Source organism: Lysinibacillus sp. Bpr_S20, from assembly GCF_023337835.1.
In the GTDB taxonomy this organism is placed as follows: domain Bacteria; phylum Bacillota; class Bacilli; order Bacillales_A; family Planococcaceae; genus Lysinibacillus.
Genome location: NZ_JALNLQ010000011.1, coordinates 14,955 through 27,513, shown reverse-complemented (window position 1 = coordinate 27,513; position 12,559 = coordinate 14,955). Strand labels below are relative to the sequence as shown.

At 37.1% G+C, this 12,559-nt stretch carries 13 protein-coding genes and 1 pseudogene; 10 read left to right on the top strand and 4 right to left on the bottom strand.

The window, feature by feature from the left end:
* Positions 1-201 precede the first annotated feature (201 nt).
* From MWJ95_RS20620 to MWJ95_RS20605, 4 genes and pseudogenes are all read left to right on the top strand, one after another.
* Complete coding sequence (locus MWJ95_RS20620; protein ID WP_249075526.1) at positions 202-1,380, top strand: MFS transporter; 1,179 nt, start codon at positions 202-204, stop codon at positions 1,378-1,380.
* Between the two features lie 360 nt (positions 1,381-1,740).
* A complete protein-coding gene (locus MWJ95_RS20615; protein ID WP_249075527.1) occupies positions 1,741-2,376 on the top strand; it encodes a hypothetical protein in 636 nt (211 codons plus the stop codon).
* 640 nt (positions 2,377-3,016) lie between these two features.
* Complete coding sequence (locus MWJ95_RS20610) at positions 3,017-3,430, top strand: DUF3997 domain-containing protein (RefSeq protein ID WP_249107132.1); 414 nt, start codon at positions 3,017-3,019, stop codon at positions 3,428-3,430.
* 183 nt (positions 3,431-3,613) lie between these two features.
* A pseudogene (locus tag MWJ95_RS20605) lies at positions 3,614-4,001 on the top strand (RidA family protein).
* Between the two features lie 274 nt (positions 4,002-4,275).
* Here the strand turns inward: MWJ95_RS20605 and MWJ95_RS20600 are convergent.
* The 3 genes from MWJ95_RS20600 to MWJ95_RS20590 form a co-directional block, all read right to left on the bottom strand.
* Positions 4,276-4,704: a HEAT repeat domain-containing protein gene (locus MWJ95_RS20600; RefSeq protein WP_249075530.1), complete on the bottom strand. Its 429-nt coding sequence runs from the start codon at positions 4,702-4,704 to the stop codon at positions 4,276-4,278.
* A 209-nt stretch (positions 4,705-4,913) separates the two neighbouring features.
* Entirely contained in the window at positions 4,914-6,296 is a 1,383-nt protein-coding gene (gene rlmD / locus MWJ95_RS20595) for a 23S rRNA (uracil(1939)-C(5))-methyltransferase RlmD (protein WP_249107131.1), read from the bottom strand.
* A 44-nt stretch (positions 6,297-6,340) separates the two neighbouring features.
* Positions 6,341-7,159, bottom strand: coding sequence for a polysaccharide deacetylase family protein (locus tag MWJ95_RS20590; RefSeq protein WP_249075532.1), 819 nt, complete (start codon positions 7,157-7,159; stop codon positions 6,341-6,343).
* Between the two features lie 285 nt (positions 7,160-7,444).
* Here MWJ95_RS20590 and recX point away from each other — a divergent pair, with 285 nt between their 5' ends.
* From recX to MWJ95_RS20575, 3 genes are read left to right on the top strand one after another with little or no spacing between them, the layout of a single operon-like run.
* Entirely contained in the window at positions 7,445-8,248 is an 804-nt protein-coding gene (gene recX, locus MWJ95_RS20585; RefSeq protein WP_249107130.1) for a recombination regulator RecX, read from the top strand.
* Positions 8,245-8,574 carry a YfhH family protein gene (locus MWJ95_RS20580; RefSeq protein WP_249075534.1) on the top strand — a complete coding sequence of 110 codons (330 nt, stop codon included), beginning with the start codon at positions 8,245-8,247 and terminating at the stop codon, positions 8,572-8,574. Before recX ends, MWJ95_RS20580 begins: the two co-directional genes overlap by 4 nt.
* Complete coding sequence (locus MWJ95_RS20575) at positions 8,575-8,844, top strand: YfhJ family protein (RefSeq protein ID WP_249107129.1); 270 nt, start codon at positions 8,575-8,577, stop codon at positions 8,842-8,844. It begins immediately after the preceding gene.
* Positions 8,845-8,882: 38 nt separating this feature from the next.
* On the opposite strand, the gene MWJ95_RS20570 is transcribed toward MWJ95_RS20575, so the two are convergent.
* A complete protein-coding gene (locus tag MWJ95_RS20570; protein ID WP_249075536.1) occupies positions 8,883-9,869 on the bottom strand; it encodes a metal-dependent hydrolase in 987 nt (328 codons plus the stop codon).
* A gap of 208 nt (positions 9,870-10,077) precedes the next feature.
* Between MWJ95_RS20570 and mutY the strand changes: the two genes are divergently transcribed.
* From mutY to ntdP, 3 genes are all read left to right on the top strand, one after another.
* On the top strand, positions 10,078-11,112 hold the full coding sequence (mutY, locus tag MWJ95_RS20565; RefSeq protein ID WP_249107128.1) for an A/G-specific adenine glycosylase: 1,035 nt from the start codon (positions 10,078-10,080) through the stop codon (positions 11,110-11,112).
* A gap of 80 nt (positions 11,113-11,192) precedes the next feature.
* On the top strand, positions 11,193-11,369 hold the full coding sequence (locus MWJ95_RS20560) for a gamma-type small acid-soluble spore protein (RefSeq protein WP_079562726.1): 177 nt from the start codon (positions 11,193-11,195) through the stop codon (positions 11,367-11,369).
* Positions 11,370-11,852: 483 nt separating this feature from the next.
* On the top strand, positions 11,853-12,401 hold the full coding sequence (gene ntdP, locus MWJ95_RS20555; RefSeq protein ID WP_100545160.1) for a nucleoside tri-diphosphate phosphatase: 549 nt from the start codon (positions 11,853-11,855) through the stop codon (positions 12,399-12,401).
* The last annotated feature ends 158 nt before the right edge of the window (positions 12,402-12,559 follow it).

Sequence of the window (12,559 nt, the reverse complement as noted above, 5' to 3'; positions counted from 1 at the left end):
TTTAAAAGGTCAAAAAAACTCTAACTCGAAAAGGAGGGAGTTTAAACAAGTACTCGGCCAATAAAAAAGCCGAAATTCGTGTTTATACAATTAAATGGAGATAAGTGTTAGTTAGGCCTTAGCGTAAAATCACATGTGGTGAGCGCTAAGGCTTTTTGATATGCTGTTATTTGGAAGATTGATTTGATGTTGGAGGAAAAGATGACATACTTCTCAGATTACAGCAAAAAAAGATTTGCCATTTTAGTGTTAATTGTATCTATTTCAGGCTTTTCACAAGGGATGCTTTTACCGCTAATTTCAATTATTTTCGAACATGATGGAGTTTCCTCTGCGTTGAATGGATTGAATGCAACAGGTTTATACATAGGAACTTTATTAATCTCACCATTTATCGAGCAGCCATTACGAAAATGGGGCTACAAACCTATTATTTTAATTGGCGGGGCGCTTGTCTTCGTTTCGCTGTTAGCTTTTCCTTTATGGAAGAGTGTGACCTTTTGGTTTATCCTCCGCTTAGTTATTGGTGTGGGGGACCATGCATTACACTTTGCAACACAAACGTGGATTACAAGCACCACAGATCATAGAAGCTTAGGAAAGAGTATGGCTATTTATGGCTTGTCCTTTAGTACAGGCTTCGCAGTCGGACCTTTGATGGTGAAACTTATACAAGTTTCAGAGGCATTACCGTTTATTATTTCTTCAATTATGTGCTTATTTGCATGGGCTTTTGTATTCCTTTTACAAAATGAAAAGCCAGAGCGTTTAACGGGAGACCTACATGCGAGGGGCTGGCATCGTTATAAAATGGCCATTGTATTTGGGTGGATTGCATTTTTAGGGCCATTTGTTTATGGTTTTTTAGAGTCTTCATTAAATGCTTTGTTCCCTGTATATGCTTTGCGTAAAGGCTTTGACGTGAATATGATTCCTATTATTTTATCAGTCTTTACATTTGGTGGAATTGTAACGCAAGTGCCGCTTGGTGCAATAGCTGATAAAATAGGACGACGCTATGTCTTGATGATTGGCTCGTTTGGAGGGGCTGCTATTTTTGGGATTGCCAGTTTTTTAGAGCATTCACAAATGGCAGTAGCGGTCGCGTTTTTCTTTACAGGAACATTAGTCGGATCGATGTTTTCATTAGGCATTACTTATATGGCTGATTTAACACCAAAGGAGCTACTACCAACAGGAAATCTTCTTTGCGGCATTGCCCTTAGTATTGGTAGCTTAACAGGGCCATTTTTAGGAGGCGTTTATTTAGAATATGTAAATTACAGCTTTCTTTTATTAATGGCGTTGCTTTTGCTAGCTATAGCCATTGTTTTGCTAGTATTTGGGCGGAATAAAAATAAGGGACCGATGACGATGTAAATATTATCCTTAAAGCGGGGTCGCTCGGGTAAGCTGAAGAATTGAAGAGTAGACGATGTAATTGCTCGGCTCGGAAGTTTTTGCGCAATGTCTAATTTTGGGCAAAATAAAAGAGCGGGGCTCATCTTCCCGCTCATAAAACAAAAAACGCCCAGCAAATCCGTGCTGTTATGGCGTTTTTTGCGTGACAAGGATGTTCCGTCCAAGTCACATAGGTTTGGCACCTAGAATGATATTATACAGATAAGCAAACATAAAATCAAATACTATTTGAGATAGCAATATTTGGACTTTGGATTTTTATCTATATATAATAGAAGAACACTAGCTAGGATTACTAATTTATGAGGAGATTATCACATGCCAGAGTATAAAAAATTATCGATTCATCGTGCATTAACAGAATTAAAGATGCTAAATCACCGTATCGAAGCAGCAACGAATGAAGTGAGTTCAGTGTTAGCTAATCGTAAAAGCAATAGCAAAATTAATGGTGTAGAGATTCAAGAATATGAAAAGCAAATGCAAGCCTCATTCGATAAAGTAGTTAGCTTAATTGATTATCGCAATCAAATTAAGGCACTAGTTGTAGAATCCAATGCTAAAACAAAAGTAATAGTAGGAAAAGAAGAAATGACTGTAGCAGAAGCAATTGAACGCAAACAGTCCATTCAATATGAAAAGGAACTGTTAGAAGTCATGCAACAGCAGTATCGTTCAGCGATAAATACGGTTGCTAAAGAAAATGATGCGCTTCCAGCAAAGCTAGAAACATATTTAGTTAATATATTAGGAAATAAAGATAAACAATCTCCAGAGGAAGTCAAATTACATACAGACACTTTTATGAAAAGAAACGAGTATGAATTAATTGATCCGATGAATGTTAAAAAGAAAATAGAGACGTTAAGTAATCGAATTGAAGAATTCGAGTCAGAGGTTGACGCTGTATTATCGGAATCAAACGCGACGACATTTATTGAAGTGAAAGCTTAGTTAAATATGCATGGCCTAGCGAAAACGGAAAACGAAAAGTCGCTCGCGCTTCAAGACATGTGTGCGAGTTAAAACCTGAAACATGTCTTACTACAAAATGGATAGTTTAATAATCTGAGGTAAAAGCTCAAAGATTAAAGATAAAAGTCCAAAGTTTACGTTTCAAAGATCTTTCGTATTAAAGTTAAAAACTTAACGTTTAAAAATCTTTTAAATCCTGGATTACTGGTTAAGGTGTTGATTTTTCTGGACCGTCCGTCATCCACCAGGCAGCTGGAGCTGTGCATTACATAGAAAAATAATATACAAAACAGGCGTCTCTTAGTTTTAGGAGACGCCTGTTTTGCTTCTAAAAGACGCCTAGAGAATTCTCAAGACGTCCTTCTTCATTATTATTTATTGTTTAACACAAGCTTTGCAACACATTCCACTTGAGTGGAGTGTCACGAGATGTTGGTGGGTTTATCAACTTCTCAAACGCTTTACTTTGCTGTGAAACTCCCTACTCAAAACTTTTTTCAGCCACAGTTGAAGCATTAAAAAAACTGTTTTCATTAAGATTGGAAATGAAACCCACTGTCAAATATGTCGTTACATATTTGAGAGGTGTGTGATTCTGATAAAAAAAGTAATACTAATATTGCTATGTTTATTTTTAACTGGCTGTGCTGGGATGGCTGATTATACAATCGATTTAGAAAATGGATATCGAATTGACCGACTATCAGCTCATCAAATCGCAATCTATGGAGATAAGCCTGTACAATCTGATGATGAAACAATTGTAAATTATTTGTATGTTCCAGCTAAAGTGACAGATGTTTGGTGGAACAAAGATTATATAGTTACTAAACAAATAGTATTAGTGGTTGATGAAAACGGTTATGAAAAGCCACCTGAAAAGCTTTCTAATAAAGAAATTTCATATTGGATTATTGATGTAAATAATCATCAAGTTTTTGGTCCATTTGATGAAAAAGAGTTAGAAGCTGAAACAGATAATTTGGGATTAACAGAAAAAATATCCCTAACATCAATTGAAAAATTGAAGTAGATTAATCTTTAGAAGGCGTCATTCTTATAAGTTTTAACCCTTTTTTGTTGAACTTATTGTGACTACGAGCAGTTTAGTTTAATAAGAGACACTATGTTTTTTGTGTATATTTACTCAAAAGAGAAAATGATGTCAAAATATTATGAATAATGAGGAAATGAAAAAACAAAGGGGAGATAAAGGTTGAAAATATCAAGAAATCCAGAAACTGTACATACACCCGTAGCACCGTACATACACCAAATAGAGGTTACAGGCTAGTAAGTGGCTCACATTGTCGGGTCAATTAGGAATGGAAGTGGACGGAACAGTACCAGAGAATCCCTTAGAGCAATTGCAGGTAGCTTTGGACAACATAAAAAGAAATCTGGAATCTGCTAATATGCAAGTTAGTGATTTGACGAAAATGGTTTTTTATTTAGTGGGTGACTTTGAAGCAGAGAGAAGAAGAGCTATTATAGGGGACTTTTTAGGTGAACATCTCACTTGCACGACAATGATTTATGTAGTTGCTTTAGCTGCGCCAGTATATAAAGTAGAAATTGATGCTTGGGCTTGTAAAGATATTTAAAAAATATTGAGTCTTAAATTTAGGGTAATTTAATTAAATGCTGTAGTTAAAGATGATTAAGTTGTATAAACAGCACTTTTGCTTATTGAACTAACTGCGCAGGTTAGTTTAATAAGGTGTTTGTTTTATCATTAAACAATAAAGATAAATGATCAAAGAAAAGAAGTAATACAATTTAATATTTGTTTCGATAAACCGCAGCGTAAGATAAGAAAAAGTCATTCCCTCCACAAGCGGAGAGAATGACTTTCCTTCATAAATCGCAAAGCTACTGTTACAGTTTTGCCCAACGTTCCTCTAACCAGTTCATAAATTGTACACCTTTGTCGCCTTCATACGCATCAAAGACATCTAAGCGCATACGTTTTAGTTTATCCGCAAAGTCTGCCACTGTATGGTCCTTCGGCAAGCTCTTTTTAACACGCAGGAAAATTTTGTCTGTTCCTTTGATAATATCAAAACGTGCAGGTAATGGCTTCTCTACGTCCTCGCCAAGCGCCACAAGTGCTTCATAGGCTGCTAATTGCACCTTGTTGACAGTATCATGCTGCATACGATTTTTTAATAAATCTATGATTTTGTCATGTTGATAAGCCGATAACTTTTCGACTGCGTCTAAACGCTCTCGCCAGCTAGACGTATAATTGGCCTGTTTCTTTAATGTTTCATACTGCTCAGGTAATGCTGTTTCAAACTGTTTCAAGTAATTGCACCTCTTTTTTTAACTAGAGGAAAAATGAATTCTTCTTCTGCTTCTCTTATTATACGTTGTCTTGGTGAAAATAGCGAAGAATCGCTGGTAAGGATATATATAGAAAATGGTGAATTGCGATTTCATATAACTTTGAAAATTCACTGCAAATAAAGAAAGAAGGCAACAACCTGGAAGGGTAGTTGCCTTCTTTTAAAGGATTAATGTACTTTTTTTAATATAAGTTGAGCAACGCACTCTACCTGCGCCGTCTGTGCAAACATATCCACTGGCTGAATATACTCTACATCATAAAACTTCGACAATTCATTTAAATCCTTTGCTAAAGTTGATGGGTTGCAAGACGTATAAACAAAGCGCTTCGGTTTTAGCTTCAACACAGTGCGGATGAATTCTGGTGCTAGACCTGTGCGGGGTGGATCTACTGTAATAACATCTGGTGTAAATCCTTCCTTGCGCCATTTTGCTAGGACACTTTCGGCTGTGCCGACTGCGTATTTTGTATGCTTGAAGCCATGATTTCTGGCATTTTTACGTGCATCCTGAATGCTTTCTGGAATAACATCCATCCCACGAACTTCTTTTGCTTTGTCAGCTAGCCATAAACCAATTGTCCCAACACCGCAGTAAGCATCTACAACTGTTTCTTTGCCTGTTAATGCTGCTGCTTTTTTAATTTCATCATAGAGATGAACGGTTTGTGTTGGATTCAGTTGGAAAAAGGCGCGAGCTGATAAATCAAAGGCTAATTCGCCAAGCTCCTCGTGAATTGTTTCTTTGCCATCGAGGACAATCGTTTCATCGCCAAAGATTAACGATGTTTTCTCACGGTTTATATTTTGGGCGATCGATACGATGCTTGGGTCGATTTTCTTTATACGTGCAATGAGTTCAGCTAGATGTGGAATTTCTTTGCGTGTTGTCACAAGCACGACCTGCGTTTCACCTGTACGAATCCCTGTACGTACAACAATCGTACGCACTAGGCCATCAAGCGTACGACCATCGTAAATAGTAATATTCAGTTTTTGTAAAATTTTACGTGTGGCCACTGTAATTTTTGACGTAATTGGATGTTGCACAAGGCAATCATTGATGTTCAGTAACTTGTTGCTACCTTCTGCAAAAAGCCCTGCATAGACACGCTTACCTTCTTTACGTACTTGATATTGACTTTTGTTACGATAATTCCATGGATTATCCATCCCTAGCGTTTTGTGAACTTTAACTGTATTCGCTAAAGGCTTAGCATAGCGTTCTAGTGCTTGAATTACGATATCACGCTTTTCAATTAGCTGTTTTTCATATGTCATATGTTGAAGCTGACAGCCGCCACATTCATTGTAAACTGGGCAAGGTGCTTCCTGACGATATTTTGAAGCTTTGCGAATAGTGATTATTTCTGCTTCGGCAAAGTTTCGTTGTGTTTTAGTCACTTGTGCTGTAATTTCTTCACCAGGAATAGCGCCTTTTACGAATACAACATTACGCTTATAAAAGCCTACACCTTCACCGTTAATACCAAGTCTTTTTATTGTTAGAGGAAATTTTTGTCCTACTTCCATTGTTGTTTGCTGCGTCAAGCGTTCCACGTCCCTGTTCTTTTAATATCATCTCCCCATTATAACTAAGGAGCAGACGATTGCAAAGCGACAGGGAAATCTTCGTATTCTAAAACTAAATCGTCAAGGGATAAAAATGTGTAGCCTTGTTTTTTCGCTTCGGCAATAAACTTTGGAAGAGCTTCTGCATTATCTTGTGCAACTGTATGCATTAAAATAACAGCACCAGGGTGTAGCTGTTCCATTAATGCATTGTATGCGTAATCTGCGCCGCGACGCACATCCCTTTCCCAATCCTTAAAGGCAACAGACCAGAAAATATGACGATAGCCTTCAGCATTGCCTACCTCTAATAATTTCGCATTAAATGTACCTTCAGGTGGTCGAGCATATGATGTACGTTTAATACCTGTTAATTCACGTAACTTATCATCGAGTTTCTTCCATTCACTACGCATACCATCTGGCGTAAGCCTCGCCATATTTGGGTGCCCCCATGAATGGTTGCCGATCGTATGGCCATCCTTAACCATACGTTTTACTAAATCGGGGGCACTATCTAAATAATGACCAGTTAAAAAGAAGGTAGCTGGTGCGTGTTCCTTCTTCAATGTGTCCAAAATGCTTTCTGTAAACCCATTTTCATATCCATTATCAAAGGTTAAATAAGCAACTTTTTTATCAGGCTTTCCTTTATAAATTGCACCATACTTCTCAACTAGCTGATCAAGCTGTGCACCAGCCTCTGCTTGTTCACCGTTTTTCGCGCGTTTAAAGCCCCAATTGTGTTCATCAGAACCGGAGGCCGAAAATGGATTATAACTAATTGCCGCGGCAATAATAAAAGTAGCGATGACCGATCCTATAATATGCTGTTTCCACATAAAAACGCATCCTTTCTTTTTCATTAGAATGCGTTATTTTTAAAGAATTATCCTTGTTGATTTTATTCAAAAATTGCTTCTTTTAAATGAAGGAATTAAAGCCACTGAATGAAAATATGCCGACGCAACGCATAATTTTTTTAAAACAGTAGGTTGTACATGTTGATCTTCTAATATTAAAAAGGGCAAAAACCGCGCGAAATGAAAAATACCGGCGAACACCGAAATACCTAAAAAGCAATACCCACGAAAGATGTTATAATGGTACATAGTGAGGTGTTACGAATGCGTATTATTACGAAAATTGCACGTCAAAAAAACAATCCAGAACGTTATAATATATATTTGAATGAAGAATACGCTTTTCCTGTAGATGAGGCAATTCTCCTTCAATTTGGATTAACGAAGGGAAAAGCGCTTGAGGAATTTGATATTCAGGAAATTGCCTATGAGGATGAGATTCGAAAAGCTTTTAACAAAGGTTTAAATTTTTTGTCTTATCAAATGCGCAGTGAGCATGAGGTTAAGAAAAAGCTTCTTGCGTTAGAGTTTGGCGAAGCAGTTATTTTAGAAGCGATACAAAAGCTTAAATCATACGGCTTTTTAAATGATGAAACTTATTCCAAGGCGTTACTCGATACGAAAAAAGCTACGATGAAAAAGGGACCAAAGGCAATTCGGCAAGACCTTATGAAAAAAGGGATTGATAAAAGCTTACAGGATGAGGTACTTGCTACATATAGTCATGCGGAACAGGTTAAGCTTGCGACACTATTGGCTGAGAAAGTCATTCGATCAGAAAGAAAGAAAACTCCAACACAAATAAAAGCTAAAATTCAAGATTTTTTAATGCGAAAAGGTTATTCTTTTAGTGTTGTTGATGAGGTGCTTGGTCAAATAGAGATCGAGCAAGCTGAAGATGAATGGCAACAGCTTCTGGATGTACAAGGCGAAAAAGTTTGGAAAAAGTATTCATCGAAGTATACTGGTTATGAACTGAAAATGAAAATAAAGCAGGCACTCTATCAAAAGGGGTTTCCTATAGAGGTTATAGATCGTTTTATAGAAGAGAAGGAGAATGAGGAATGAACGAAAAAAATTATGCTGCAATGTCAGAGCACGAATTACGTGAGGAAATAGCCATGTTAAAGGAAAAGGCACGTAAGGCGGAACAGCTAGGTATTATTAATGAATTCGCTGTATACGAGCGTAAGTCTTTAATGGCTGCAGCTTATTTAGTGGATTTGGATACAATAATTCCTGGAGAAATGTATCGTATTGACGGTTCTGCAAATGAATTTTTCCAAGTGGATTATTTAAAAGGACGCTTTGCCTGGGGACATCGCTTAGGGGGCGAAAAATACCAAGAGGCGTTACCTGTTTCAATGCTATCTCCTGTAAAGGCGGGCAAATAAATGGAAGAAATAATCGAGAAACTAACGGCTGAGTTACTTGCAAAAAACCCGCAAATGTCAGTAGGACGTGCACGAGTTTGGATTGAGCTATTATGGAGTGATTTTGAATCAACTTCTGCAAAAGCTGGCTATGCTTACCGTGGTGCTGATTACACTGAAAATTTAGTGCGTCAATTAATTACCAGCTATGGTGATAAACTGCATGCATTTGCAGGACGTAATCCAAAATACGCACATTTACTTGATGCTAGTGATGATATGATGCAATAACAAAACCCTGACCATACATTGGTCAGGGTTTGCTGATGTTAATTACTTGCACCAACTTGTAATTTTTTCTGAAGTTTATCTTCTGTAAAAATCCAGCCAGTGTATGAAGTGATAATCTCATTGTCATCGTTTAAATGAGCGACAGCAACGAAAGGATAACGATTATCACTACGGTAACGCAGATCAATTAATCTTACTTCTGTTAAGCCATTATCAAGTTCCGAAATTTCCCAACGGTACAATGGTGAGAATGACACGAAAGCAGCAAGATTCGGATCTTTCAAAGCTATATCAATAAGGGGCGTTTTCGGTAAAGGTTTTATTTCGAATTTATCGTAAATATTAACAGTTCGCCCATATGCACGGCCCACGTAATAATGTGTTTTTGATTTTGCTGCAATTCGCCAGTGGAAGAATCGCATTGTAGGGGCTACAATAACATACTCTTCATCTTGAATGGTATTATGCACAGCATTTTTCACGGCCTTTTGGACTGCAAAACGTAAAATGTAATAAACGATAATAATAAGATACATGATACTAAATGTCCAAACGGGATTTACACCAAATGCCCAAAGTAAAATGCCGAGACAATGTAATGTAAAAATAATAGGATCAAAGGTATTAATGACACCTAGTGCAACCCATCTTCTAGAGAATGGTCGAAGGGCTTGTGTACCGTAAGCATTGAAGATATCAACAAAGACGTGAAGTGCTACAGCTAAAAATGTCCAAAGCCATAAATGAAACACATTTGCGTCTTGAATAATAATGGCTAAAACCGCTGTAATTAAGATAGGCCAAATAGCTACTGCAGGGAGTGAATGTGTAATTCCGCGATGATGTCGAATATAAATTGCGTTGTTGCGCAGTTTTAAAACTGTATCTACATCAGGTGCCTGTGAGCCGATAATCGTACCTGCCATTACTGCGGTAAAGGTTAAAGAATGATTTGCTACAACGGGGTCAGCTAATGCAAGACCACCGAGAGCTATACCCATAACGAAATGTGTGCCTGAATCCAAAAATATCCACTCCTTGTATGCATCAAAATAGAGTACAATTTGCATACATGTATATTTCAATAATCGTAATACTGATATTTCTCTATTTAGACTGTCGTCTAAATTTTAAACCTAGAAAAAATGATGGCGCTTTTTGTCGTTTATGATCTTTTCTTAATTGTATACTCTTTTTACCATAAATAAAATTGTAAAGACGCAGGAGGTCACTGTGAATTATCCATATGTAACAGAATTTCGACAATCTTTAGTCGAATGGTTTAATGTTGAGAAACGTGATTTACCTTGGAGGCATACTACTGATCCTTATAAAATCTGGGTATCAGAAGTGATGCTACAGCAAACACGTGTCGACACAGTTATTCCGTATTACAATCGTTTCATGGAAAGCTTTCCAACAATAGAATTACTCGCGGAAGCACCACAAGAATACTTATTGAAGCATTGGGAAGGCCTCGGCTATTATTCCCGTGCACGTAACTTACAAGCGGGTGTTCGTGAGGTATTAGAAAACTATGGTGGGGTAGTACCCGATAATCGCCATGAGATTTCAAAATTAAAAGGCGTAGGTCCCTATACTGCTGGAGCTATTTTAAGTATTGCCTATAATAAGCCCGAACATGCGGTTGATGGCAATGTTATGCGCGTTTTAAGTCGTGTACTTACTATTCATGATGATATTGCAGCTCCAAAGACTAAAAAGATTTTTGAAGCGGCAGTTGAGGAACTGATAGATCCTGAAAATGCATCATCCTTCAATCAAGGCCTAATGGAACTTGGTGCGCTTATTTGTACGCCAACTTCACCAAAGTGTTTATTGTGTCCAGTCCGCGAATACTGTACTGCTTTTAATAAAGGTGAGCCCGAAAAGTTACCTGTCAAATCTAAAAAAGTAAAGATGAAGCATATCACTTATGATGTACTTGTCTGCCAAGATGACGAAGGTCGAATTTTATTGGAGCAGCGTCCTGCAGAGGGTTTACTTGCTAATCTATGGCAGTTTCCAATGCTTGAACACGGTAAAGATTCAATAGATACTTTTAAAAATGATTATGCTATGAATGTTCAATCGCAACAGGATTTGCTAACATTTAAACATGTTTTTTCACATTTAACATGGCATATAAATAGCTATTTTATTAAATGTAATTCAGCAGTAAAGGGCGAATGGCTAACACGCGAACAAATAGAAGTATTGCCAATGTCCGTCCCAATGCTGAAAATTTGGCAAGAGATTAAGGATTAAAAAAATTAAGTTATTAAAAATTTATAGGCATAAAAGCATTCACCTCGGTACACAATAATGAGCGTGGAGGTGAATGAATCATGAAAAAGCAAAACAACCAAAATTTCCAACCGAATAAAAACATGCAACGTCAAAGTCAAGAATTTGGTTATGAAACAGATGTTAATGAAGTGCAAAAGCAAAATGCTAAAGCGGAGCAAAAAAAAGCTCAAGCTTCAGGTAACTTCAACAAAACTAACCAAGATCTTGGTGAATAACACTTTGTAATTGCATAATTGCATTTACCTCTAAGGAGCTGTCTAAAATCGAAAAGATTAAAAAAGGCGGCTCCTTTTTAATTTTTATATAGCATGAGGAGAAAATTGCTCGGGTAGCCGAGGAAACTGCTCAGATAGAACGGAGAACTGATCGGGTAGCTGAGGAAACTGCTCAGGTAGGCTGAAGAACTGATCGGGTAGCCGTGGAAACTGCTCAGGTAGAACGGAAAACTGATCTGATGCGAGAAAGAATGGCTCTATTTCAGAAAAAAATCCGATTTGATTATATAAATATAAGCAAAAAAATTCCCATTGGGTTGTTATTGTGATAAAATTCGCTTCAAATTAACGAAATTTTATACAAATTTTAAAGAGCGCAGGGAAATTTGTGGTTTTCTAACTACACCTTTCGCGTACACATTGCTATAATATACTAGAGACTGCTAGATTTAGGTAGCATAGACGAAAAGGTGGGCTTCAAAGATGGCAATACCGGTAGAAGGAGAAACGATACAAATACATAGTTATAAGCACAATGGCCGTATCCACCGTGTTTGGCAAGAAACAACGGTTTTAAAAGGAACGAAAAATATCATTATCGGTGCGAATGAACGGACACTTGTGACAGAATCCGATGGTCGTACGTGGCTAACGAGAGAGCCTTCTATTTGTTATTTCCATGCGGAGCACTGGTTTAATATCATTTGCATGCTACGTGAGGACGGTGTGTATTATTATTGTAATCTAAGCTCACCATTTGTTTTCGATAATAATGCCATTAAATATATTGACTATGATTTGGACATTAAAGTTTTCCCTGATATGTCTTATTCACTTTTAGATGAGGATGAGTATGAGCTACATAGTAAGGAAATGTCTTATCCAGATGTCATTGATAAAATTTTAAAGCGCAATGTCGATAAATTAATTAGCTGGATTCAACAAAAAAGAGGACCTTTTGCACCTGATTTCATCGATGCCTGGACAAGTCGTTATAAGTTTCAGCTCGATATGCAAGCAGATGATTGTTAGTTGCACCTATTAGTTTTACTAATGGGTGTTTTTTTATCGAAAAATAAGCAACTTGTTATGGTAATATTGTAATGTATTACAAATATTTAGGGGTGAATTATGAATACAGGCTATATTATAGGTACATTATTTTTTTTGACTGGTAGTTTTATGTTGTT